Annotated in this window: 25 protein-coding genes; 9 read left to right on the top strand and 16 right to left on the bottom strand. The window is 72.1% G+C overall.

The genetic code is table 11. The features are described 5' to 3' along the window. Window positions 1-56: 56 nt before the first annotated feature. Together ACZ63J_RS37380 and ACZ63J_RS37375 are read left to right on the top strand one after the other, a co-directional pair. Entirely contained in the window at window positions 57-419 is a 363-nt protein-coding gene (locus ACZ63J_RS37380; protein WP_465404359.1) for an STAS domain-containing protein, read from the top strand. An 85-nt stretch (window positions 420-504) separates the two neighbouring features. Further along, entirely contained in the window at window positions 505-942 is a 438-nt protein-coding gene (locus ACZ63J_RS37375; RefSeq protein ID WP_465404361.1) for an ATP-binding protein, read from the top strand. 31 nt (window positions 943-973) lie between these two features. Here ACZ63J_RS37375 and ACZ63J_RS37370 read toward each other — a convergent pair whose 3' ends face one another. Further along, window positions 974-1783, bottom strand: a complete 810-nt coding sequence (locus tag ACZ63J_RS37370; RefSeq protein ID WP_465404363.1) for a SigB/SigF/SigG family RNA polymerase sigma factor — start codon at window positions 1781-1783, stop codon at window positions 974-976. 152 nt (window positions 1784-1935) lie between these two features. Here ACZ63J_RS37370 and ACZ63J_RS37365 point away from each other — a divergent pair, with 152 nt between their 5' ends. Next, window positions 1936-2313 carry an STAS domain-containing protein gene (locus ACZ63J_RS37365; RefSeq protein WP_465306001.1) on the top strand — a complete coding sequence of 126 codons (378 nt, stop codon included), beginning with the start codon at window positions 1936-1938 and terminating at the stop codon, window positions 2311-2313. 28 nt (window positions 2314-2341) lie between these two features. On the opposite strand, the gene ACZ63J_RS37360 is transcribed toward ACZ63J_RS37365, so the two are convergent. Then, the gene (locus ACZ63J_RS37360; RefSeq protein WP_465404365.1) at window positions 2342-3013 is read right to left on the bottom strand and encodes a TetR/AcrR family transcriptional regulator; all 672 of its coding nucleotides are present in this window, start codon (window positions 3011-3013) and stop codon (window positions 2342-2344) included. A gap of 130 nt (window positions 3014-3143) precedes the next feature. On the opposite strand from ACZ63J_RS37360, the gene ACZ63J_RS37355 reads away from it, so the two are divergent. Together ACZ63J_RS37355 and ACZ63J_RS37350 are read left to right on the top strand one after the other, a co-directional pair. Then, entirely contained in the window at window positions 3144-4046 is a 903-nt protein-coding gene (locus tag ACZ63J_RS37355) for an SDR family NAD(P)-dependent oxidoreductase (RefSeq protein WP_465439819.1), read from the top strand. Between the two features lie 454 nt (window positions 4047-4500). Continuing rightward, the gene (locus tag ACZ63J_RS37350; protein WP_465439817.1) at window positions 4501-7335 is read left to right on the top strand and encodes an AbfB domain-containing protein; all 2835 of its coding nucleotides are present in this window, start codon (window positions 4501-4503) and stop codon (window positions 7333-7335) included. Between the two features lie 4 nt (window positions 7336-7339). Here ACZ63J_RS37350 and ACZ63J_RS37345 read toward each other — a convergent pair whose 3' ends face one another. The 7 genes from ACZ63J_RS37345 to ACZ63J_RS37315 form a co-directional block, all read right to left on the bottom strand. Then, the gene (locus ACZ63J_RS37345; RefSeq protein WP_465439815.1) at window positions 7340-7918 is read right to left on the bottom strand and encodes a hypothetical protein; all 579 of its coding nucleotides are present in this window, start codon (window positions 7916-7918) and stop codon (window positions 7340-7342) included. Beyond that, window positions 7902-8741, bottom strand: coding sequence for a leishmanolysin-related zinc metalloendopeptidase (locus ACZ63J_RS37340; RefSeq protein WP_465404373.1), 840 nt, complete (start codon window positions 8739-8741; stop codon window positions 7902-7904). Before ACZ63J_RS37340 ends, ACZ63J_RS37345 begins: the two co-directional genes overlap by 17 nt. 64 nt (window positions 8742-8805) lie before the next feature. After that, window positions 8806-9426 (bottom strand): hypothetical protein, encoded by a 621-nt coding sequence (locus ACZ63J_RS37335; protein ID WP_465404375.1) that lies wholly within the window; start codon window positions 9424-9426, stop codon window positions 8806-8808. Window positions 9427-9535: 109 nt separating this feature from the next. Further along, complete coding sequence (locus ACZ63J_RS37330) at window positions 9536-9889, bottom strand: hypothetical protein (protein WP_465404377.1); 354 nt, start codon at window positions 9887-9889, stop codon at window positions 9536-9538. An 81-nt stretch (window positions 9890-9970) separates the two neighbouring features. After that, window positions 9971-10147, bottom strand: a complete 177-nt coding sequence (locus ACZ63J_RS37325; protein WP_465404379.1) for a hypothetical protein — start codon at window positions 10145-10147, stop codon at window positions 9971-9973. A 121-nt stretch (window positions 10148-10268) separates the two neighbouring features. After that, the gene (locus ACZ63J_RS37320) at window positions 10269-11420 is read right to left on the bottom strand and encodes a N(5)-(carboxyethyl)ornithine synthase (protein WP_465404381.1); all 1152 of its coding nucleotides are present in this window, start codon (window positions 11418-11420) and stop codon (window positions 10269-10271) included. Window positions 11421-11484: 64 nt separating this feature from the next. Beyond that, window positions 11485-11652 carry a hypothetical protein gene (locus ACZ63J_RS37315; RefSeq protein ID WP_465404383.1) on the bottom strand — a complete coding sequence of 56 codons (168 nt, stop codon included), beginning with the start codon at window positions 11650-11652 and terminating at the stop codon, window positions 11485-11487. Between the two features lie 17 nt (window positions 11653-11669). Between ACZ63J_RS37315 and ACZ63J_RS37310 the strand changes: the two genes are divergently transcribed. Beyond that, the gene (locus ACZ63J_RS37310; RefSeq protein ID WP_465306021.1) at window positions 11670-12305 is read left to right on the top strand and encodes a hypothetical protein; all 636 of its coding nucleotides are present in this window, start codon (window positions 11670-11672) and stop codon (window positions 12303-12305) included. A gap of 21 nt (window positions 12306-12326) precedes the next feature. Here ACZ63J_RS37310 and ACZ63J_RS37305 read toward each other — a convergent pair whose 3' ends face one another. The 5 genes from ACZ63J_RS37305 to ACZ63J_RS37285 all read right to left on the bottom strand — a co-directional run bounded on the left by ACZ63J_RS37305 (window position 12327) and on the right by ACZ63J_RS37285 (window position 15710). Next, window positions 12327-13262 (bottom strand): ABC transporter substrate-binding protein, encoded by a 936-nt coding sequence (locus ACZ63J_RS37305; protein WP_465404385.1) that lies wholly within the window; start codon window positions 13260-13262, stop codon window positions 12327-12329. 8 nt (window positions 13263-13270) lie between these two features. Further along, window positions 13271-14038, bottom strand: coding sequence for an amino acid ABC transporter ATP-binding protein (locus ACZ63J_RS37300; RefSeq protein WP_465404387.1), 768 nt, complete (start codon window positions 14036-14038; stop codon window positions 13271-13273). After that, window positions 14035-14901, bottom strand: coding sequence for an amino acid ABC transporter permease (locus ACZ63J_RS37295; protein WP_465404389.1), 867 nt, complete (start codon window positions 14899-14901; stop codon window positions 14035-14037). The genes ACZ63J_RS37300 and ACZ63J_RS37295 overlap by 4 nt, the downstream gene beginning before the upstream one ends. After that, complete coding sequence (locus ACZ63J_RS37290) at window positions 14898-15380, bottom strand: GNAT family N-acetyltransferase (RefSeq protein ID WP_465404391.1); 483 nt, start codon at window positions 15378-15380, stop codon at window positions 14898-14900. The genes ACZ63J_RS37295 and ACZ63J_RS37290 overlap by 4 nt, the downstream gene beginning before the upstream one ends. Window positions 15381-15521: 141 nt before the next feature. Continuing rightward, window positions 15522-15710 carry a hypothetical protein gene (locus ACZ63J_RS37285; protein WP_465404393.1) on the bottom strand — a complete coding sequence of 63 codons (189 nt, stop codon included), beginning with the start codon at window positions 15708-15710 and terminating at the stop codon, window positions 15522-15524. Between the two features lie 114 nt (window positions 15711-15824). Here ACZ63J_RS37285 and ACZ63J_RS37280 point away from each other — a divergent pair, with 114 nt between their 5' ends. From ACZ63J_RS37280 to ACZ63J_RS37270, 3 genes are all read left to right on the top strand, one after another. After that, window positions 15825-16817 (top strand): LLM class flavin-dependent oxidoreductase, encoded by a 993-nt coding sequence (locus tag ACZ63J_RS37280; RefSeq protein WP_465404395.1) that lies wholly within the window; start codon window positions 15825-15827, stop codon window positions 16815-16817. Continuing rightward, on the top strand, window positions 16814-18085 hold the full coding sequence (locus ACZ63J_RS37275; protein WP_465404397.1) for an LLM class flavin-dependent oxidoreductase: 1272 nt from the start codon (window positions 16814-16816) through the stop codon (window positions 18083-18085). Before ACZ63J_RS37280 ends, ACZ63J_RS37275 begins: the two co-directional genes overlap by 4 nt. A 72-nt stretch (window positions 18086-18157) precedes the next feature. After that, on the top strand, window positions 18158-18853 hold the full coding sequence (locus ACZ63J_RS37270) for a DJ-1/PfpI family protein (protein WP_465404399.1): 696 nt from the start codon (window positions 18158-18160) through the stop codon (window positions 18851-18853). On the opposite strand, the gene ACZ63J_RS37265 is transcribed toward ACZ63J_RS37270, so the two are convergent. Together ACZ63J_RS37265 and ACZ63J_RS37260 are read right to left on the bottom strand one after the other, a co-directional pair. Continuing rightward, a complete protein-coding gene (locus tag ACZ63J_RS37265; RefSeq protein WP_465404401.1) occupies window positions 18850-20553 on the bottom strand; it encodes an ABC transporter ATP-binding protein in 1704 nt (567 codons plus the stop codon). The two genes, ACZ63J_RS37270 and ACZ63J_RS37265, sit on opposite strands and share 4 nt — an antisense overlap. Continuing rightward, window positions 20550-22226, bottom strand: a complete 1677-nt coding sequence (locus tag ACZ63J_RS37260; protein WP_465404403.1) for an ABC transporter substrate-binding protein — start codon at window positions 22224-22226, stop codon at window positions 20550-20552. The genes ACZ63J_RS37265 and ACZ63J_RS37260 overlap by 4 nt, the downstream gene beginning before the upstream one ends. Window positions 22227-22230: the final 4 nt, after the last annotated feature.

Genomic DNA, 22230 nt, shown 5'->3' with positions numbered 1-22230 from the left:
CGGTGCTCTAGCCGTGTGCTCCCTGCCGGCGCACGCCGATCCGGAGGAGCTCACCCTTGGCGGCCCCGCCCGACTTCGCCATCGCCATCACCTCGACCGACCACGAGACGCTGCTCCGCGCGGTCGGGGAGATCGACTCGGCGGTTTCCGAGGACCTGCGCACCCAGCTGACGACCGCGATCGGCGACGGGCGTCCCGTCATCGCCGACCTGGCGGACGTGACCTTCTGCGACTCCAGCGGCCTGACCGCGTTGATCCACGGCCACACCACCGCCGAAGAGGCGGGCACGGAGTTCGTGATCGTCACCGCGCAGCGCGCCATCCTCCGGCCCGTCGCCCTGCTGGGGCTCGCCGACCTCCTGCGCATCCACCCGGACGTCGAGACGGCCCGGGCCGCACTGGGCCCGAAACGCGAGTAAACGTCGCGAACATGGGTATTCTCGGCGCGGAGACGATCACGTTCCGGCCGTTTTGTGCCGCCGGGCGGTCGTCGAGAGGAGTTTCATGGTGCCGGTAGCCTGGGATCGCGACGACCAGGCCGACTGGCAGAGCCTGGACCTCACGGGCGCCGACCTGACGGACCTGGCCGCCGCCCGGCACTGGGCCGGGGCCCGGCTCGCCACGCTCGGCGAAGCGCATCGTATAGACACCCTGCTGGTGGTGGCCGAACTGCTGGACAACGCCTACCGCCACGCCAACGGCCCGGTGCAGCTACGGCTGTTGCGCAGCCACGACCCGTGCGAGATCGCGGTGGCGGTCACGGACACCGGAGCCGAAGCGCCCCGGCTGCGCACCCCGGACGGCGCGGGCGGACGCGGGCTGCGGCTGGTCGACCAGATCTGTTCCGCGTGGGGTGTGAGCCATCACGACGAGGGCAAGGTCGTGTGGGGCCGGCTGGGGTGTGCGAACTCCGGGCTCGCCTGCCCGCCGGTTCCCGGGTAGCACTCTCCTTTGTGGACGGTTCCGCGGGCGCCTAGTCGCCGATCTGGGCGCGCAGCTGGTGCAGGGTCTTGGTGAGCAGCCGGGAGATCTGCATCTGCGACAAGCCGACGCGGGCGGCGATCTGCGACTGCGACAACCCCTCGAAGAACCGCATCTCGAGGATCGCCCGCTCGCGTTCCGGCAGCCGTTTCAGCAGCGGGGCCAGGGATTGCCGGTCCTCGACGAGCTCCATCCGGGCGTCCGGCTCGCCCACCGTGTCGGCCAGTGACAGCCCGCCTTCGTCGAGCGGGCGGTCCAGGGACGACGTCTCGTAGCAGTTCGCGGCGAGCAGGCCTTCGCGCACCGTCTCGACGTCGAGGCCGAGGTGGCTCGCGAGCTCGCTGGGCGTCGGCGCCCGGCCCAGCTGCTGCGCGAGGTGCGTCGTGCCGCGGGAAAGCCGTCCCTGCAGCTCCTGCAGGCCGCGGGGCACCCGCACCGCCCAGCCGCTGTCGCGGAAGAAGCGGCGTACCTCACCCATCACCGTCGGCACCGCGAAGGACAGGAAGTCCGCGCCCTTCGCGGGCTCGAACCGGTCGACCGCCTTGACCAGGCCGATCCGGGCCACCTGCACGAGATCGTCGCGGGACTGCCCGCGCCCGCTGAACCGCACCGCGACGTGTTCGGCGAGCGGGAGGAACTCGATGATCAGCCGCTCGCGAAGGGGTTCGCGGGCGGGGTCGCCGTCGGGCAGCGCGGCCAGCCGGTCGAACAGCGGGCGGCAGTGGGAGTAGTCGTCCCGCTTGCGCGGGCGGGGAGTGTCCACAGTGACCGGCGCGACGGGCAGGACCGCGGGAGCGCTCATCGAACGCACACCCCGCCGGGCCGGGTGGCACTGACGCGCACCGCCATGCGATCCTCCTCCTTCTTCGCGCGAGGAAGTACCCACGACGGGGAACCGGCAAACCACGCGCCCACCACACTGCGGACACCGCCCGCTCCGGGGAAACTGGAGCCGTGTCCGGCAACGAAACCCCCGAAGTCCCCCACGACCCGTCGATCTTCCGGTGCACCGTCAGCCGGCGCGGCGACGCGGTGGTGCTCGCCGTGCTGGACGAGCTCGACCTGTTGACCGTCCCCGAGTTCGGCCGCACCCTGACCGCCGTCCAAGCCGCCGCGACCGGCCCCGTCGTGCTCGACCTCACCGGTGTGACGTTCCTCGACTCGAGCGGCATCAACGCCATCGTGCTCGCGGGCCGTCCCCCCGAAGACTCGTCGCACCGGCTGCGGGTTGTCGCCACCGGCCCCACGGTCCTGCGGACCATCCGGCTCGCCGGCGCGCACGAGCTGCTCGTGCTCGCCCCGACCGTGGACGAGGCACTCGCCATGCGGTGATCTCAGCCCCGCTTCGGTGCGTGTCGGGTCACGACCCGACGCGCGCCATCGCACCCGCGATCAGCGTCGCGAGCGCGTGTTCCAGCGCGGGCGCCATGTCCAGGCGCAACCCGGCCAGGCACGGGTCCGCCTCGTAGGCGGCGAGCGCGCTGGCCGAGGGCTGGGTGTGCGTCCAGAGCCCGCCGGTCAGGATCATCGCCAGCAGGCAGACCGACTCCGCTTCGGCGCCGACCTCCGGCAGGTACCGGCGCATCAGGCCGACCATCGTGTCGAGGCCGGCGAGCGCGGACCGCTTGTAGCGCACGACGACGTCCACCGACACGTTGTGCTCCAGGACCGCGGCCTGCGCGGCGACGAGGTCGCACAGCACCGTCCGCCGGGCCAGTGTGCGCGCGACGATCGCGGCGAACGCGTCGGCCCGCGCGTCGGCCGGCAGGCTCGGGTCGACGCCGTCGGCCAGCTCGCCGGCTGCCTCGGCCAGCCAGTCGTCCAGCGCCTGCTGCAGCAGCTCGAGCAGCACGGCTTCCCGGGATTCGAAGTAGCGCAGCACGTTCGACTTGGCCAGGCCGACCCGGCGGCTCAGCTCGGTGAGGCTCATGTCGGCCACCGGCATCTCGTCGAGCATCACCAGCGCGGTGCCGAGGATCTTGCGGCGCCGCTCCTCCCGCTGCTCGGCGCTGCGCGCCCGCTGGAAAGTCATGCGACCCAGCGTAACCCCACCGAGGCGGATTACGGACTGGCGGTCTCTTGACAACAGACCGCCGGTTCCTTAACCTCGGTCATAACAGACCGACGGTCCGCAAAGGCCGGTAACGAGTAGGGGAACCGCCATGAGCAAGCAGTGGAGCGACCAGGACGTCCCGGACCAGAAGGGCCGTGTGGCCGTCGTCACCGGCGCCAACACCGGCCTCGGCTTCGACACCGCGAAGGTGCTCGCCGAGCGCGGCGCGTCGGTGGTGCTGGCCGTCCGCGACGTCGAGAAGGGCAAGCAGGCGGCCGCGCGCCTCGGCGGCGACGTGTCCGTGCAGGAGCTGGACCTGGCCTCGCTGGACTCCGTCCGCGCCGCCGCGGCCGACCTGCACACGACGGTGCCGAAGATCGACCTGCTGATCAACAACGCCGGCGTGATGTACCCGCCGCGGCAGACCACGCGCGACGGGTTCGAGCTGCAGTTCGGCACCAACCACCTCGGCCACTTCGCGTTCACCGGCCTGCTCCTGGACCTGCTTCTGCCGGTGGCCGGCTCCCGCGTGGTGACGGTCGCGAGCATCGCCCACCGCATCCGCGCGGCGATCCACTTCGACGACCTGCAGTGGGAGAACTCCTACGACCGCGTCGCGGCGTACGGGCAGGCGAAGCTGGCCAACCTGATGTTCAGCTACGAGCTGCAGCGCCGCCTCGCCCCGCACGGGACCACGGCGGCGGTGGCGGCGCACCCGGGAGTGGCCCGCACCGAGCTGATGCGCAACTCCCCCGCGATCACCCGCGCGCTGTTCCCGGTGGTGGCCCCGCTGATCAGCCAGAGCTCGGCGATGGGCACCCTCCCGATCCTCCGGGCGGCCACGGACCCGGCCGCCCTCGGCGGCCAGTACTACGGCCCGGCGGCCCCGGGCGGCTACCGCGGACGGCCGGAAGTGGTGGCCTCCAGCCCCCAGTCCTACGACCTGGCGACCCAGCGGCGGCTGTGGGCGGTTTCGGAGGACCTGACCGGGGTGAAGTACCCCCTCGCCTGACGCGGCGGGGAGTTCACGAGCGCCGCCGGTGCCGCTCGTGCCCCCGCCCCCACTGCCATGAGTGACTCATTCACCTCGCCGGACGACATGAATGAGTCACTCATGTCGTCCCGGCCGAGCTCGAGCCGGCGCGCACCCACAGCCGGATCCGGACACCGGACTCCCGCCCCCGCGGCCAGTTCCGGACATTCCCGCCCCACTCCCGGCGAACCTCCCACCCCTGCGGGCACGATCGAACCGAACCCACCAGGCGGCAGCGCACCACCGGTGTTGATTGTCTGGTGGTTTCTGAGTTGTTCCGTTTGTCCTTGTCCCGTGTTATGTTCGGTTCGACGAGCCCGCCGTAGTGCTCCGGGCTCCGCGTGCACCCCCGTTCGCCGTCCCGCCCGGAGTTCTCCGCCGTCCCCGCCAGGGCGGTTCACGGCTTCCGTGCGCATTCCGTCCGAGGAGTCCGATGCGCCGCCTCGTCACCCTGGTTCTCGCGCTGCTGTGCGCGATCGTCGTGAGCCCCGCGCTGCCGGCCGCGAACGCCGCGCCGGCCACCGTCGTGCCGAAGACGCCGCCGCTCACCACGCCGTGGACCTCGCAGGTGAGCACCACCAACCCGCTGCCCGAGTACCCGCGGCCGCAGATGACGCGGCCCGAGTGGCAGTCGCTCAACGGCGAATGGGAGTTCCTCAACCCCGCCGCCGGGCCGAACAACAGCGTCGACCGGTACGCCACGCCGCCGTTCGGGCAGACCCTGCCCGAACGCATCCTCGTGCCCTACCCGGTCGAGTCCGCGCTGTCGGGCATCATGCGCAACGACAACCGCGACGTGATGTTCTACCGCCGCACCTTCACCGTCCCCGCGGCCTGGGCGGGCCGGCACGTGCAGCTGCACTTCGGCGCCGTCGACTACGAGGCCACGGTGTGGGTCAACGGCGTTCAGGTGGCCACGCACAAGGGCGGTTACGACCGGTTCGAGGCCGACGTCACCGCCCAGCTCACCGGCGGCACGAACGAGATCTTCGTCCGCGTCTACGACCCGACCGACGGCCGCGGCGAGAAGCAGCCGCTCGGCAAGCAGGTCACCAACCCCTCGGGCATCTTCTACACGCCCAGCTCGGGCATCTGGCAGACCGTCTGGCTCGAGCCGACCGCCGCGTCGTCCATTTTCTCCGTCGACGTCTACCCGAACCTGGCGAACAACACCGCGCGGGTGCGCGTCTTCGGGCGCGGTGACGTCAGCGGGTACTCCGTGCTCGCCGAGTCGATGACCGGCGGCGCCGTCGTGGGCAGCGCGACCGGCGGGTTCACCGAGTTCTCCGTGCCGGTGCCGAACGCGCGGCGGTGGTCACCCGACGACCCGTTCCTCTACGACCTGCGCGTGTCCCTGCGCAACGCCGCGGGCACCACGATCGACCAGGTCGTCAGCTACTTCGGCATGCGCGAGGTCGGCACGAAGACGATCAACGGCGTGGTGCGCCCGACGCTCAACGGCGAGTTCGTCTTCCAGATCGGCACCCTCGACCAGGGGTTCTGGCCGGACGGCCTGTACACCGCGCCGACCGACGACGCGCTCGCGTCGGACCTCCGGAAGCACAAGGACCTCGGCTTCAACATGGTCCGAAAGCACATCAAGGTCGAACCCGCACGCTGGTACTACTGGGCCGACCGGCTCGGGTTGCTGGTGTGGCAGGACATCCCGTCGACCACGGCCGCCGAGTCGAACCAGACGCCGGCGCAGATCGCCGAGTTCGAGACCGAGGCCCGCGAGATCGTCGACGAACACCGCTTCTCCCCCGCCGTCGTGACCTACGTGCCGTTCAACGAAGGCTGGGGCGAGTGGAACTTCGAGGACACCAAGCGCGTCACGAGCAGCCTGGAGAGCTACGACCCGACCCGGCTGATGAACCCGCACAGCGGCATCAACTGCTGTGCCGCCAAGGGTGACCCGGGCACCGGCGACCTCATCGACTGGCACGTCTACACCGGACCGGACGCGGCCCCGCCGTCGGCGACCCGCGCGTCGGTGCTCGGCGAGTTCGGCGGTCTCGGGCTGCGCAACCCCGGCCACGAATACAGTCCGGACGGCCGGTTCTTCGCCTACGAGCAGATGTCGAGTGCCGACCAGCTCAACGACCGCTACACCGGCATGGTCCGCGACGTCCGGCAGCTGATGACCACCAAGGGGGTCTCGGCGTCGGTCTACACCGAGATCACCGACGTCGAAGGCGAATACAACGGCCTCTACACCTACGACCGGCGGGTCCAGAAGGTCGACACCGCCCGCGTCCGCGCGGCGCACGCCGACCTGATCGCCGCGTCGAAGAACCTGAACGCCGCCGTGCCGCTGACCCTGGGGCACCTCCGGTCGTTCAAGGTGACCACCCCCGGCTTCACCGACCGGTACCTGCGGCACGCGGACTCCTTCGCCCGCACCGACGTCCTGACGACGGCGAGCCCGGACGCCGCCCGGCAGGACGCGTCGTTCCGCACCGTCGCGGGGCTGGCGAACCCGCGGTGCTATTCGTTCGAGTCGGTCAACTTCCCCGGGAAGTACTTGCGGCACAGCGAAAACCGCGTCCGGATCGACAGTGACACGGGCGGCTCGTTTACCGCGGACGCCACCTGGTGCGACCGCCCGGGCCTCGCGGCCGGCGGGACGTCGTTCGAGTCGGTCAACCTCCCGGGCCGCTTCCTGCGGCACTACGACGAAACCGTGTACCTGGCCGTCAGCGGTGGCCCGAACCCGTGGGACACGGCGACGAGCTTCGCCGCGGACGCGACCTGGAACGTGGCCGCGCCGGCGTTGTGGCGCAGCTCGGTGCCGCTCGCGGTGAACGCCCGGCAGTCCCTGCGCGTGACGACGTGGGGCTACACCGACCGCTACCTGCGGCACGCCGGCGGCCTGGCCTACACCGAGGTGGTCAACGGCGGCAGCAGCGCGCTGCTCAAGCAGGACGCCACCTACACCGTCCGGCGCGGGCTCGGCGAGTCGTCGTGCTACTCCTTCGAGTCGGTGAACTTCCCCGGCCAGTTCCTGCGCCACCAGGACGGCCGCGTCCGCAACTCACCGGACGACGGCTCGGCCCTGATGCGCGCGGACGCGACGTTCTGCACCCGGCCGGGGCTCGGCGGCACGGGGGTGACGTTCGAGTCGCTCAACATCCCGGGTGCGTTCCTGCGGCACTACGACTCCCAGGTCTACATCGCCTCGGGCGCGGGGGCGAGCACGGGCTCCGACCGGCCGCAGACACTGACGGCGGACAGCAGCTGGGCCGTCTCCCCGCCTTGGGCCCCGTAACGCGTCACCAGCCGACCGGGACGGCGGCGGGACCTTGCAGCGTCAAGAACATCCGCCGCCACGGGAGCTCCTCGACCGGCGCTGCTGGCCGCAGCCCGGGTGCCGCGGCCAGCAGCGCGGTGACACCGGCCGTGAGCTCCAGCCGGGCCAGCGCCGCGCCGAGGCAGTGGTGCGGCCCGTGGCCGAAGGTGAGGTGCCCCGGCACCCGGCTCGTGTCCACTGTGGCCGCCAGCACGCCGTCGAGCCAGCCCCGCAGCTCGTCCCGCGCCGGCGGCGCGATCCCCAGCAGCTCGTCGAGCACCGCGAGCGCGAGCGGGATCGAATACCCGACCAGCACGTCCCCCGGCGGGCCCGCCGCGACGAGCCGGGCGGCGAGGTCCGCGTCCGAGCCGCAGTCGGCGAGCGGTGAGCTCGCTGATCGAGATGTCCGGCACTTCGACGAGTACCGAGATGAGCACCAGGTAGATCTCCGGCCCGCGGGATCCGCTTCGTCGCGCATCCCGCGGGCCGCGAGCTCCATCAGGTGCTTGCCGAGCAGGTACAGCTCACCGGCACGTGGCAGTGCGTCAGCGAAGGTCCTCACGGGACAGTTCGATCGGCGCGGGCCGCACCGCGAGGGCGTGCACCGCCAGCCGTTCGGCCAGCTGCACCGACTCGGTCGACGCCGGCAGCTCGTACGGGTCGGCGGCTTCGAGGTCGACCTGGTACCCGAGGTCGTCCAGCGACGCGGCGGTGAGCCGGCTCAGCGGGTTCGGCGCCGGGTTGACGAAGCCCGTCATCAGCTCGTTGCCGAACGTGCGGTCCCGCCAGTGGACGTCGCGAGTGCCCGGCTGGCCGGTGTTCTCGACCGGCACCCGCACCGGGTCGCCCGAACCGGTGCGCAGCTTGTGGTACTCGGCCATCGCGGCCGGCCCGGAGAACGTCGGGTCCGTGGTGCCCTTGCCGACCAGCAGGCCCTTGGCCTCCCAGAGCGAGCCGACCCCGACGACGTGGCCCATCTCGTGGGTGATCACGTCGCCGAGGATGCCCTCGGCCTCCATCTTGGCCAGGTCGACCTTGTCGAAGGTCATCTCGCCGCGCGCCGGCAGCAGCGCCGTCCGCTCGCCGCCGGCCGGACGCACGTGGGTGATGTGGGCCTGGCCGAGGATGCCGCCCTCGCCGTCGATGTCGGCGCCGCGCGCGATGATGAGGACGTCGTCGACCGCCTCGTCGCCGACGACGACGTCCGGCAGGTCACCGACGATCACCTTGGCCCACCGGTCGGCGGCCGCGGCGAAGGCGTCCATCTGCGACTGGGTCAGGCCGCCCGCGAAGCGGACCGTGATGGTGAACGGCGACGTGGTGCCCGCGAGCAGCAGCGCGCGTTCGGCGTCGGCCCGGGCGTGGTAGAGCTGGGGTTCCGGCATGGTCGTTCCTTCCCGATGGTGGGCATACCAGTCGGATCCGGGAACGGCCGGGGAAATACACCGCTCAGTACGTCGGGGCCGCGGAGCTCTCGCACCACCGCGCGGTCGGCTTGACGATCGCGAGGGTCAGCGTCGCGCCCGCCGGGAGCAGGACCAGCAGCAGCCCGAAGATGGCGCCGCCCAGGTAGGCGCCGCCGACGCCGCTGTCGAGCAGGCCCAGGCCGATCGCGCTCAGCACCAGCGACACGAGCGTCGTCAGGATGGCGACGCCGCTGCCGATGATCGTGAGCAGCCGGCCCAGCGGCTTGCGCAGGAACAGGAGGATGCCGCCGGGGATCAGCGTGCCCACGAGCACCAGGTCCTCGACCACGGACAGGACGAACAGCCAGTGCACAAAACCCCGGCTCAGCGTGATCACGCCGCCGATCAGGCCGATCGCGCTGAACAGGCCGCCGAGGATCGCAAGCACGCCCGCGGTGATCGCGGTGGCGCCGCTCGGCTTCGGCGGCTGCATCCCGTAGCCCGGGTACGGGGCCTGCGGGTACGGCTGACCGTAGGGCTGCGCCGGGAAACCGCCCGTGGGCGACGGGTACGGCGGCTGCCCCGGGTAGGGCTGCTGGGCGGGGTACGGCTGCTGCGGCTGGCCCGGGTACGGCGGCTGGCCGGGGTTCGGCGGATACGTCATGGCGTCCTCGGTCTCGCTGACCGCCCCCCTGCGGTGCGCCACCTCGCTCCGGTGGCTACGGCCGAGGTCAAGCCTCTCACGAACGGCCCCGCCGTGGCGCCCGCAGGGCCTACCGCGCGCCGGGACCGCGCTCGGACAGCTCGACGACACGGCCGTCGCCCTCGGACGGCGCGTGCTCGGCGGCCGGCTCGTCCGGCGGCCGGGCGTCGAGGATGTCGGTCGCCCGCACCAGTCTCGACGGGGTGTCCGGCGCCGCGCTGCGAGGCCGCACCGGCACCCAGGTGGTGCTGGTGTGCTCGTCGCGCAGGCTGGGGCCGGCGATCGTGCCGGTCCGTTCCGGCGCGGCCGCGCCGGAGCGCTGCCCCCGCTCCCGGCGTCCGCGGTACCGCACCTGCCAGCCCGGCGGGTACCCGCCGCCGTGCCGCGCCGGCCAGTGCCGGCCGGCCTCGGTGCCCTCGGCCATGCGTCCACCCCGCTCGCTCGAAGATCGTCCAGGGGCGCCGGAGCGCGGCCCCAGCTTAGGCCAAATGGAGGAGTGCGGCCGTCATCCGGCCGGGTGGTTCCCCGTCGGCGTCCACTCAGGACGGACCACGCGCTCCGGCGGCCGGCGCGGCTCGATGCCGATGACGTCCCGGTCCGGGACCCGGACCGTGGGCGCCCCGGGACCACCCTCGAACGGCGAGAGCGGGATGGTTTCGAGGCCGGTTCGCGGGTCCCGCACCGGCGACCCCACGACGACCCCCGCCGCGCAGCTTCCCACCGGTGGGCGGGGCGTCCGCCGCCGGTAGGTGAGGACCCAGCCCAGCGGGTACTCGTCGGGCGGCCGGCCGGGTGGTCCCGTCTCACACCACGGCGTGGGGGTACTCCGCCGACCGGTGCTGGAAGGCCAGGACGGCGGGGTTGAGCACCACGCCGTCGCGGATTTCGACGGCCCGCCGGACGGTTTCGTGGCCGTCCCATGTGGACGGTCCGCCGAGCACCGGCCGCAGCAGCGGGAGCACCGCGTCGCTGATCTCCCACGTCGCCGAGTCCCAGAGGTAGGACGGGCTGTGGTCGACGGCGTAGTAGGTGACGCCGTCCCCGACCGCGAACGTCGGGTCGGCGAACGAGGTCGGCCGCGCCCAGCTGAACCCCATCCCCTCGTCACACGAGACGTCGACGACGAGGCTGCCCGGCCGGAACGCGGCGAGATCGTCCTCGACGAGGAACGTCAGGGGCGCGCCGGTGTCCTGCAGGACGCAGTTGACGACGATGTCGTGCTCGGCGAGGAACCCGGCCAGCGGCACCCGGCCGCGCTCGGTGCGGGCGTGGCTGCGGCGGAGGTCGCCCGGGTTGTTCTCGTCGTGGTCGAAGTGCACCATCGTCGCGGAGTGGATCGGCGACCCGACCGCGGCGATCCCCCGGCCGGTGAGCACGTGCACGTCGTGCACCCCGTGGGCATTGAGGGCGGTCACCGAACCCCGCGCCGTCGCGCCGAAGCCGATCACCGCGGCCCGCAGGCGGCGCCCGTAGTCGCCGGTCGCGCCGATCAGCTGCAGGGCGTGCAGAACCGAGCAGTAGCCGGCCAGCTCATTGTTCTTGTGGAAGACGTGCAGGCCGAACGAGCCGTCGCGGTTCCAGTGGTTCATCGCCTCGAAGGCGATCAGCGTCAGCTTGGCGTCGATCGCCAGCTGGGTGAGCGCGGCGTCCTGGACGCAGTGCGGCCAGCCCCACAGCACCTGCCCCGGCCGCAGCTCGGCGACGTCGCGGTGGGTCGGCTTGGCGAGCAGGACGACGTCGGTTTCGGCGATGAGCTGCTCGCGCGAGCGCATCCCGGCGACGAGGCCCTTCAGCTGTTCGTCCGGCACGCCGAAGGCCTCACCGTAGCCGTGTTCGAGGTAGATGCGCTCACGCAGATCGGCGTCGATCCGCTCGACGTGGCGTGGGTGGATGGGCAGCCGGCGTTCGTCCGCTTTCCGGGAATGCGCGACGACGCCGAGGGTGAGCTGGTGCACGGTGGCCCCTTTGCTAGACCCCAGTCTAAGCACACCACGTGTCCGGCCCGCCGCCGCAGCCTGGTCAGCCGCCGGCTTCGTCCGCGGGCCCGGCCTCGAGGCGGGCGTGCAGCCGCTCCCGGATCTCCTCCGGGGTGTAAGCCCGCCGCCGGCGCTCCTGCCGGGCGATCACCACCCCGGTCGCCGCCACTCCGACCAGCCCGGCCAGGCCCACTGTCTTCCACCAGCGCATCGGCCTAGGCTACTGCCGTGCCGGGCACCGAGGTCGAACTGGACGAAGCCGTGGCCGTGACGCGCACCGGCGACCTGTGGCTGTTCCGGGGGCGCTCCGCGGCCGACCGGACCATTCGCGTCGTGACGAACAGCCCGGTCAACCACGTCGGCATGGCCGTGGTGATCGAGGACCTCCCGCCGCTGCTGTGGCACGCCGAGCTGGGGCGCGCCCTGCCGGACGTCTGGTCGGGCACGCACCAGCGGGGCGCCCAGCTGCACGACCTGCGGCGCGCCGTGCTCGTCTGGGCCGAGAAGTACCACCAGCAGGTGTGGCTGCGGCAGCTCGACCACCCGGTCGGCCGGGAGCTGGAGGACGCCGCCCTGCGCACGGTCGCCCGGCTCGACGGCACGCCGTTCCCCTCGACCGCCCGCCTCGCGGCCCGCTGGCTCGGCGGGCGGCTGCCGTCACGCAAGCGCGACAACCGGGACGTCGCGCTCGAAGCCGCCTACTGCGCCGAGATCGTCGCGCTGACCTACGAAGCGATGGGCCTGCTCCCGGCCGGCCGCCGGCCCAACTGGTACGACGCCGGCCGCTTCTGGAGCGGTGACGAGCTCGAGCTCACCGGCGGCGCCGAGCTGGGCGCCGAGATCGCGGTGCGCCTCCCCGGCTGACCGGCGGTCCACAGTGGACGCTCACTTGCGCGGCAGCCCCTGCGGGTTGACCTCGGAGGTGGCCAGCGCCTCCGAGCCGAGGTTCCAGCGCTTGAGGACCTCCGCGTACCGGCCGTTCTGGATCACCGTGTCCAGCGCCTGCTGAAGCGCCTTCACCAGGCCACTGTCCTTTTTGGTCATTGCCGCGATGTCGGCCGGGACCGTGCCGCCGCCGGAGACCGTGCCGACGATCTTGGTCCTGCCCTCCACGGCCACGTGGTAGGCCGACGTCGGGTTCGGGCCGACGTAGGCGTCGATCCGGCCGGACTGCAGCGCGAGGTAGTAGTCCGACGTCGCCTGGTAGTACTGGAACTTCACCGGCGCGAGCCCGGCCGCCTTGTTCTGCTGGTCCCAGCGCAGCAGGATCTGCTCCTGGTTCGTCCCGGCGCCGACCCCGACGGTGAGCCCGGCGATGTCCTTCGCCTCGCGCACCGAGATGTTCTTGTCCGCGCGGACCTCGAAGGCGATGGTGTCCTTGCGGTAGGTGGCGAAGTCGTACTTGTCCTTGCGCTCCTCGGTCACCGTGATGTTCGAGAACCCGGCGTCGAACTGCCGGTTGTCCACCGAGAGGAACAGGTTCTCCCAGGAGGAGGCCTGCAGGTCGAGTTTCAGGCCGAGCACGTCGGCGACGAGCTGGGCGAGGTCGGGCTCGACCCCGATGACGGTCTTGTCGTCGTCGGCGCGGAACGACAGCGGCGGGGTGCCGTTGCCGGTCGTGCCGACCACCAGCGTGCCGCGCGTCCGGATGGCGGCCGGGACGAGCGCGGCGATCGTGTCGACCTTCTCCGCGCGGACCCGGTTCTGGTTCGCGGTGATGTTGACCCCACCGGGGCGGGCGGCGGGGTCCGTCGCCGCTTCGGGGCTGCCGCACGCGCCGAGCGCGAGCACGGAAGCCAGCAGGAACACACGCAGTCTCATGGTTCTCCTCAAAGCACTTTTTCGACGAACGCCCGGGTCCGGGCGTGGCGGGGGTGGTCCAGGACTGCGGCGGGCGGGCCCTGTTCGACCACCCGCCCCTCGTCGAGGAAGACGACGGTGTCGGCGACTTCGCGGGCGAACCCCAGCTCGTGGGTGACGACGACCATGGTCGTGCCGGCCTCCGCCAGGTCCCGGACGACCGCGAGCACTTCGCCGACCAGCTCGGGGTCCAGCGCCGAGGTCGGCTCGTCGAAGAGCAGGACGGCCGGTTCGAGGGCCAGCGCCCGCGCGATCGCGACCCGCTGCTGCTGGCCGCCGGAGAGCCGGCGCGGGTATTCGTCCGCCTTTTCCGCGAGCCCGACGCGCGTGAGCAGCTCGCGCGCCCGGACCTCGGCTTCGGCGCGCGGACGGCGTTGCGCGGAAACCGGCGCCTCCACGACGTTTTCCAGCACGGTCAGGTGCCCGAACAGGTTGAAGTTCTGGAAGACGAACCCGATCCTGGTGCGCTGCTTGAGGATCTCGCGTTCCTTCAGCTCGTGCAGGCGGTCACCGGTTCGCCGGTACCCCATCAGCTCGCCGCCGACGCTGATGAACCCACGGTCGGCGCGCTCGAGGTGGTTGATCAGCCGCAGCAACGTCGACTTCCCGGACCCGGACGGCCCGAGCAGCACGGTCACCTCGCCCCGGCGCACCTGCAGGTCGACGCCGTCGAGGACGGTCAGCGCCCCGAAGCTCTTGTGCACCTTCCGGACGTCGACCATCAGCTCCGCGGTCATGCCCCACGCCCCAGCCGTCGTTCGAGGTAGTACTGCCCGACGGACAGGACCGTGGTCAGCGCGAGGTACCACGCGGTCGCCACGAGCAGCAGCGGGATCACCCGGCCGCTGCGCGTGTAGATCACCTGCACCTGGTAGAACAGCTCCGGCAGCGCCATCACGTAGACCTGGGACGTCGCCTTCAGCAGGCCGATGATCTCGTTGGCCGCGGTCGGCACGATCGTCCGCATCGCCTGCGGCAGCACGATCCGGCGGAACTGCCGCCCGGCCGGGATGCCCAGCGCGGCGGCGGCTTCGCGCTGCCCGGCGTCCACCGAGAGGAACCCGGCCCGCACGATCTCCGCGGCGTACGCGCCTTGGTGCAGCGCGAGCCCGAGGCCGGCGGCGAGGAACGGCGGGATGAGGCTCATCGTCCCGACCGACACGAACGACGGCCCGAACGGGACGCCGAACGAGATCTCGTTGTAGAGGATCGCGAGGTTGTACCAGAACAGCAGCTGGAGGATGAGCGGCACCGACCGGAACACCCAGGTGTAGGTCCAGCTGACCGCGCGCAGCAACGGGTTCCGGGAGATGCGCATCAGCGCCAGGACCGTGCCGAGCAGGAACCCGGCGACCACGCCGAACGCCGTCAGCTCCAGTGTGAGCGCGACCGCTTCCAGGATCGACTTCTGGAAGACGAACCGGCCGAACGTCGGCCAGTCGAACGCCGTGTTGGTCACCAGCGCGTGGCCCGCCATCGCGACGAGCACCGCGACCACGACGGCCGCCACCCAGGTCAGCGGGCGCCGGGCCGGCACGATCTTCAGCGACTCCTCCGGCGCCGCGGCGGGCGCGGGCCGGGTCCCGACGTCGCTGGTCACGTCGCGACCACGGCGGGAAGCGCTTTCGAGAACCGCAACCGGGTCGTGGGCACGACCCGGACGTCGAAGTGCGGTGTGTACCCGGTGGCCAGGTAGAGCTCACGCGCCTCGGGCTGGTTCGGGCCCGTGGTCAGGTGGATCCGGGCGTACCCGCGGCTGAGGGCTTCGGCCTCCAGCTCGCCGACGACGCGGCGGGCGAGCCCACGGCCGCGGTGTGCGCGGTGGGTCCAAATCCGCTTCAGCTCGGCAGTTTCCTCGTCGTAGCATTGGAAAGCACCACCCGCGACGGCGTGGCCTTCGTCGACGAGCAGCAGCAGACCACCGCCCGGCGGCGCGAACCGCTCGGCCGGGTACTCGCGGAGTTCGAAGTGGACGTCGGTGAGAACCCGTTGGTAGCGGGTGGAATACTCGCGGGCGAGGTCGGCGAGCAACGGCCGGACCCGCGGATCAGACTGGGCGACCCAGACGGATTCGGGCATGGGAGTACCTGTTCCGGAAAATGAACGGGAAGAAAAGGCATCCGTGCGCGGGGACGCGTTTTCCGTTGACCCCCACGACTTTAGGAAGCGGGGCCGAGCGCGGTCAACGCACCGGCGCGCGGTTCCAGATCCTGGACCCGCTCAGCCCGAGACGATGTGCCAGAAGGTTTCCCTTTCCCGCTGGGACAACGGCACACTCGGCACGTCGGCTTCGCCGGCCGGCCGCGGCACCGGGATGACGGCGCCGACGTCGCCGGGCGCCGACGGTGGTGTCATGACCCAGCCGAACCCGCTGAGCGCCCGCACGAGGGCGCGAACCATCCGCTTCACCGTGCACCCCTTCCGCCGACGGGAACATTGTCGGCGCACCCGGCCGCGCTACCCAGCGCGTCCACATCCTGAAAGCAGGTGCGGCCGGGCCCGGCGCCGGATAGCTGTAGGGGCATGACTTCTCGCAGCCTGCACGTCGCGGTGGAGCTCGACGGTGCCGGGCGTCCGGCCGGCCCGCACTCACCCCGGGCCCTCGCCGAGGTGGTGACCGGCGCCGAGCGCGCCGGGTTCACGTTCGCCACCTTCGGCGACTCGCCGCTGCCACCCCGCGACGGGGCGCGGCTCGACGCCACCACCCGCGCCGCCTACGTCTCGACGCTGACCGACCGGCTCGGGCTGGCCCCGGCCGCGAACGTCACCACGGCCGAGCCGTTCCACCTCGCCGCGCAGCTGGCGAGCCTCGACCACGCCTCGCACGGGCGGGCGGCGTGGGTGGTCACCGCCGACGGCTCGGCCGAAGCCCTCGCCACCGTCGGCGGGTCCCGGCTCGACCCGGACGCGCTGCACCACGAGGTCGCCGAAGTCGTCGAGGTCGTGCGCCGGCTGTGGGACTCGTGGGACGACGACGCCGTGGTCAAGGACGTCGCCACCGGGCGCTACCTGGACCCGGACAAGGTGCACCACGTCGACTTCACCGGGACGCGGTTCTCGGTCAAGGGCCCGCTGATCACGCCCCGGCCGCCGCAGGGCCGCCCCGTGGTGCTCGCGCCCGAAGAGCTGGCCGAAGCGGCCCGCCCGGACGTCGTGCTGGTCGGCGGGACGGGCCTGGACGACGTCCGCACCCGCGCCGCGCGGGCCCGCGGCTCCGGCGCGGCCCTCGTCTTCGCCGAGGTCGAAGTCGTCCTCGCCCGGGGCGAGCGCCGGCCGCACGGCGACCGGCTGCGCTACACCGGGTCCGCGTCCGGGCTCACCGAGCTGCTCGGCTGGCTGGCCACCAGCGTCGACGGTATCCGGCTGCACCCCGCCGACCTCACGGCCGACCTGCGGGTGCTGGCCGACGACGTGCTGCCCGCGCTGCGCGCCGAGGGCCTGCTGGTCCCGCCCGAGCCCGGGACAACCCTGCGCGGCTCGCTCGGCCTGCGCCGTCCGGAAAGCCTGTTCGCATGAGCGCGCGCCTGCACCTCGGGGTGTTCTACACCGGCGTCGGCCCGCAGTTCCTGTGGGACGACCCGTCGAACGCCCCGCACACGGAGATCGAGACCTACGTCTCGGTGGCGCGGACCCTCGAACGCGGTCTTTTCGACGCCTTCTTCCTCGGCGAAGGCCTGCGCGTGCGGGAAAACCGCGGCCGGGTCCACGCCCTCGACGTCGCGGGCCGGCCGGACGCGATCACGCAGCTGAGCGCGCTCGCCGCGGCGACGACCCGGATCGGCCTGGTCGCCACCCAGAACACCACGTACAACTTCCCGGCCGACCTCGCCCGCCGGCTGTCCTCTTTGGACTTCCTCTCCGGCGGCCGGGCCGGCTGGAACATCGTCACCACCGACAACGCCTGGACCGGAGCCAACTTCCGCCGCGGCGGCTGGCTCGCCCACGAGCGCCGGTACGAGCGGGCGGAACAGTTCGTCGAAGCGGCCCTCGCGCTGTGGGCCGGGTCCGGGCCGGTCGCGCGTCACACCGACCTCGTCGGCCTGCGCGCGACGCCGACGGTGCCACCGAGTCCGCAGGGCCGTCCGGTGCTGTTCCAGGCCGGGGACTCCGCGGGCGGCCGGGAGCTGGCGGCGAAGTACGCGGACGTCGTCTTCTCGGCCAACACGGCCTACGACAAGGCCCTGGCCTACGCCGAGGACCTGCGGGCGCGGCTCGCCCGCCACGGCCGGCCCGCCGACGCGGTGCGGATCCTGCCCGGCGCGACGGTCGTGCTAGGCGACACCCCGGCCGACGCGGCCGAACGCGCCGAGGACATCCGGCGCCGGCAGCTCACCCCGCAGCGCGCGGTCGCGTTCCTGGAGCAGTATTGGGGACAGGACCTGTCGGCTTACGACCCGCACGGGCCATTGCCGGACGTCGAGCCGGTGGAGGGTGAGCTGGACCCGTCCCGGGGGACGATCTCGATCGCGGACCGGACCGGCAAGCTCGACCGGATCCGGCAGTGGCGCGAGCTCGCCGAGGCGAAGAAGCTGTCCATCCACCAGCTGGTCCTGGAGGTGCAGCCGCGCCGGCACGGGTTCGTCGGCACGCCGGGCCAGGTGGCCGACGAGTGGGCGCGCTACGTCCGCACCCGCGCGGTCGACGGGTTCAACATCAGCCCGCACCTGGTCCCGGCGGCGCTCGACGACATCGTCGACCGGCTCGTGCCGGAGCTGCAGGACCGCGGCGTCTACCGGACGGAGTACGAGGGCACCACGCTGCGGGAGCACCTCGAGCTCGGTTGACGCGGGCGGGAACCACGGCCCCGCCGCGTACGACCTGTGGGAGGGAGAAGCGCCGACCACAGGGAGACGGACATGGAACGCAGGGACTTCCTCCGGGTGTCCGCGGCCTCGACCGGGGCCGCGGCCCTGGGCGGCCTGGCCACGGCGGGGACGGCGTCGGCCCGCTCCGGGCCGCTGGCGGTGCGGATACTGATGTACGACGGTGTCGAGGAGCAGGACGTCATCGGGCCCGTCGCGGTGTTCGGCCACGCGGGCGGCGACATCCGCCTCACCCTGGTCAAGCCCGGCGGCCCCGGCGAGGTCGCGGGCACGTTCGGCACCCGGTTCGCCGTGCCCGCCGCCTGGGACCCGGCCGAGGGCGACATCCTCGTCGTCCCCGGCGGCGGTTACGCGGCGAAGGACGGCCCGGGGGTGAACGCGCTGATCAAGGATCCGGCCGTGCTGCGCGGCCTGGTGCGCGCGCACCGGTCGGGCGTCCTGGTGGCGGGCGTCTGCACCGGCGTCATGGCGCTCAGCGCGGCCGGTCTGACGCGCGGACGTCCGTGCACGACCCACCACCTCGCGAAGGCGGACCTCGCGGCCCAGGGCGCCCAAGTGGTCGACGCCCGCGTGGTCGACGACGGCGACCTGGTCACCGCCGGCGGCGTCACGTCCGGGCTGGATCTCGCGCTTTGGCTGGTCACGCGGTATCTGGGCGCCGCGGTGGCCGTGGGTGTCGAGTCGGTGCTGGAGTACGAGCAGCGGGGCGCGGTCTGGCGCCGCCCCTAGTGCAGCAGCCGCCAGGCTTCCCGACGGCGGCGCTGGGCATCAGGATCCGCGACCGGCGCCGCCGACAACAGACGGCGCGTATACGCGTGCGCCGGTGCCGTCAGCACCTCCTTGGTCGGCCCCTGCTCGACCACGTGACCGCGGTGCATCACCGCCACCCGGTCGGCCAGCTGCTCGATCACCGCCAAGTCGTGGCTGATGAACAGGCACGCGAACCCGAACTCGTGCCGCAGCTCGCGCAGCAGGTCGAGGATGCGGGCCTGGATCGTCACGTCCAGGGCGCTCGTCGGCTCGTCGGCCACCAGCAGGTCCGGACGCAGTACCAAGGCGCGCGCGATGCACGCACGTTGCCGCTGCCCGCCGGACAGCTCGTGCGGGTAACGCGTCCGCAGCGACGGCGAAAGCTGGACCGCCGACAGCAGCTCGGCGACCCGTCCGTCCACTTCGGACGAACGAACGGCCTTGTGCAGCCGCAGCGGTGTTGCGACGCTCTCCCCCACCGTCGTCCGCGGGTTGAGGGACGACAGCGGGTCCTGGAACACCACACCGATGCGCCGTCGCAACGCCTTCGCCGCCCGGCCGCGGACCCGGGTGATGTCCGCGTCGCCGATGTGGACCGAGCCCGCCGTCGGGGCGAGCAGCCCCGTGACCGCGCGGGCCACCGTGCTCTTGCCCGAGCCCGACTCGCCGACCAGGCCGAGGATCTCCCCCGGCTCGACGTGCAGGCTCACCCCCTCCGCGGCCCGCACGGCGTGCGCCCGGAACCGGCCGCGGTAGGTGACCGAAAGGTCCGCCACCCGCAGCAGCGGCGCCTGGGCGGGAACATCCGAAACCGACTCGACGGCGGGGTGCTCGGCGGCGGCCACGTGCCCCGGCGTCACCTCGATGTCCGCGGAGAGGGCCCGTTCGAGCCCGGTCGTGGCCGCGCTGCTCAGCGACACCACCGAACCGAGCAGCTGCCGCGTGTAGTCCTCGGCGGGCGTGGTGAAGACCGAGCGGACGTCGCCGTGTTCGACCACCCGGCCCTCGTGCATCACCACGACCCGGTCGGCGAGGTCGGCGACCACGCCCATGTCGTGCGTGATGAGCAGGATCGCCGTGCCCAGCCGCGCCCGCAGGTCCCGCAGCAGCTCGAGGATCTCGGCCTGCACGGTGACGTCCAGGGCGGTGGTCGGCTCGTCGGCGACCAGCAGCTTCGGCTCGTTCGCCACCGCCATCGCGATCACGATGCGCTGCAGCTGGCCGCCGGACAGCTCGTGCGGGTACGACCGGAACCGCTCACCCGGCGAAGGCAGCCCGACGAGGCCGAGCAGCCCGACCGCCTTCTCCCGGGCAGCGGCGGCGGACAACTCCTGGTGCGTCCGGATCGCCTCGACGAGCTGGTCGCCGATGGTGAACACCGGGTTCAGCGCGCTCATCGGCTCCTGGAACACCATGCCGACCTCGCCGCCGCGGACCTCCCGCAGCTCGGCCGGCGTCATCGTGTAGAGGTCCCGCCCGGCCAGCTCCGCCCGCCCGGAAACCCGGGCTGTGGGCGGGAGCAGGCCGAGCAGGGACATCGCGGTGACCGTCTTGCCCGAGCCGGACTCCCCGACCACCGCGACGACCTCGCCCGCGTGGACCTCGTAGCCGACCCCGCGGACGGCTTCGACGTCCCCGAACGAGACCGTCACGTCGTGCAGGCCGAGGAGTCCGGTCACTGGACGATCCCGAACTTGCGGTAGTCGACGTAGGCCGGGAACTTCCCGATCTGCACGTCACCCACGTTCGACCCGTGCAGGAACGAGTTGCGCGTGTAGATCAGCGGCACGACCGGCGAGTCGGCGAGGATCTTCTTGTCCAGCGCCGCCCACTTCTTCCCTGCTTCGGCCGGGTCGACGGTGGCCTGGGCTTCACCGATCAGCCTGTCGACGTCGGGGTTGCTGTAGCGCGACTCGTTGTACCCGCCGTTGCCGATCTCGGTCGACTGGAACAGCGGCTGGATGTTCGCGTTGGCCGACGGGATGTCCGGCTGCCACGAGGTGAGCGTCAGGTCGTAGTCCGACAGGCCCTTGGTGTCCACTTCGGACGTGTAGGTGTCCTGGTCGAGCGGCTTGATGGTGATCTTGATGTTCGCCCGCGCGAGCGCAGCCTGGATCGCCGCGGCCTTCTCCGGGTAGCCGTTTTCGTTGTGGGTGGCCAGGACCAGCCCGTCGAGGCCGTTCGGCAGGCCCGCCTCGGCGAGCAGCTGCTTGGCCTTGGCCGGGTCACCGGACGGCGGCGCCGGGAAGAGGTCGTACTGCTCGCGGCCCTGCAGGCCCGGGGTGATCAACGTGGTGGCGACGTCGCCGGCCAGCTGGGCGCTGCCCGCGCTGGCGACCTGGTAGGCGGCCTTGTCGACGGCGTACTGGAACGCCTCGCGCACCTTCGGGTTCGTCAGCTTGCCCCGCTGGACGTTGAGCGAAAGGTAGGCCAGCGCCCCGGACTCCGACGTCACGAGCCGGGACTTCGCCGACGCGCTGCCCTGGATCTGCGCCAGCTGGGCCGGCGAGGCGAAGGACATGCCGAAGGCGTTGCGGTCGTTGCCGGTGTCGTCGATCAGGCGCTTGGAGATGACGCTGGTGTCCTGGCCGAGCTCGAAGGTGATGGTGTCGGCGTTGGCGCTGCGCGTCGGGTCGGTCGCGCGGTCCCAGTTCGGGTTGCGGACCAGCTTCGCGGACTTGCCGCGCTCGTAGCTCTGGATCTGGTACGGGCCGGTCGCGACCGAGTGGTCACCGTAGTTCGCTTCGGCGCCCTTGCCCTTGGGCACCGGGGTGAACGCCGGGGTGCTGGCGACCCAGTTCCAGTCGCCGTACGGGCGCGCCAGGTGGAAGACGATCGTCTTAGCGTCCGGCGTCTGGATGGAGTCGAGCTCCTTGTTGCCGTCGTACGGGCCCTTGTACGCCAGGCCCGGCGAGAGCAGGTCCTTGTGGTAGGCCAGGCCGCCGGAGAACGCGGGTGCGAACGAGCGCTCCAGGCCCCACTTGACGTCCGCCGCCGTGATCGGCGTGCCGTCGCTGTACTTCAGGCCGTCCTTGAGGGTGAACGTCCAGGTCTTGCCGCCCTCGCTCGGGCGGCCGGTGTCGGTGGCCAGGTCCGGCACGACCGTGGTGTCCTTGCCCGGCGCGACGTCCCACGACGTGAGGCGGCGGTGGACCAAACCGAGGGTGGTCACGACGAGGTTGGAGCTCTTCGACGGGTCCCAGGTGATCGACGGCGAGTCGTTGAGCAGGACCAGGTTCCCGCCGGGCTTGACCGTGCCGCCCTGCGACGTCGGCGCGTCGTTGGCCCCGCACGCCGTCAGCAGCATGACCGCCGCCGTGGCCCCCGCAACGAGCCAGTGTCCCCGTTTCATCAGT

This window comes from Amycolatopsis sp. NPDC104863 (assembly GCF_055582965.1).
Note: the sequence above shows the minus strand (reverse complement) of the source record. Positions and strands in the feature narration are given on the sequence as shown.

Bases quoted from the DNA above. Each gene is read 5' to 3' on its own strand.
- ACZ63J_RS37375 (WP_465404361.1), top strand. From the start codon at position 505: ATGGTGCCGGTAGCCTGGGATCGCGACGACCAGGCCGACTGGCAGAGC.
- ACZ63J_RS37370 (WP_465404363.1), bottom strand. From the start codon at position 1,783: ATGAGCGCTCCCGCGGTCCTGCCCGTCGCGCCGGTCACTGTGGACACT.
- ACZ63J_RS37360 (WP_465404365.1), bottom strand. From the start codon at position 3,013: ATGACTTTCCAGCGGGCGCGCAGCGCCGAGCAGCGGGAGGAGCGGCGC.
- ACZ63J_RS37355 (WP_465439819.1), top strand. From the start codon at position 3,144: ATGAGCAAGCAGTGGAGCGACCAGGACGTCCCGGACCAGAAGGGCCGT.
- ACZ63J_RS37350 (WP_465439817.1), top strand. From the start codon at position 4,501: ATGCGCCGCCTCGTCACCCTGGTTCTCGCGCTGCTGTGCGCGATCGTC.
- ACZ63J_RS37340 (WP_465404373.1), bottom strand. From the start codon at position 8,741: ATGCCGGAACCCCAGCTCTACCACGCCCGGGCCGACGCCGAACGCGCG.
- ACZ63J_RS37335 (WP_465404375.1), bottom strand. From the start codon at position 9,426: ATGACGTATCCGCCGAACCCCGGCCAGCCGCCGTACCCGGGCCAGCCG.
- ACZ63J_RS37330 (WP_465404377.1), bottom strand. From the start codon at position 9,889: ATGGCCGAGGGCACCGAGGCCGGCCGGCACTGGCCGGCGCGGCACGGC.
- ACZ63J_RS37315 (WP_465404383.1), bottom strand. From the start codon at position 11,652: ATGCGCTGGTGGAAGACAGTGGGCCTGGCCGGGCTGGTCGGAGTGGCG.
- ACZ63J_RS37305 (WP_465404385.1), bottom strand. From the start codon at position 13,262: ATGAGACTGCGTGTGTTCCTGCTGGCTTCCGTGCTCGCGCTCGGCGCG.
- ACZ63J_RS37300 (WP_465404387.1), bottom strand. From the start codon at position 14,038: ATGACCGCGGAGCTGATGGTCGACGTCCGGAAGGTGCACAAGAGCTTC.
- ACZ63J_RS37290 (WP_465404391.1), bottom strand. From the start codon at position 15,380: ATGCCCGAATCCGTCTGGGTCGCCCAGTCTGATCCGCGGGTCCGGCCG.
- ACZ63J_RS37280 (WP_465404395.1), top strand. From the start codon at position 15,825: ATGACTTCTCGCAGCCTGCACGTCGCGGTGGAGCTCGACGGTGCCGGG.
- ACZ63J_RS37275 (WP_465404397.1), top strand. From the start codon at position 16,814: ATGAGCGCGCGCCTGCACCTCGGGGTGTTCTACACCGGCGTCGGCCCG.
- ACZ63J_RS37270 (WP_465404399.1), top strand. From the start codon at position 18,158: ATGGAACGCAGGGACTTCCTCCGGGTGTCCGCGGCCTCGACCGGGGCC.
- ACZ63J_RS37260 (WP_465404403.1), bottom strand. From the start codon at position 22,226: ATGAAACGGGGACACTGGCTCGTTGCGGGGGCCACGGCGGCGGTCATG.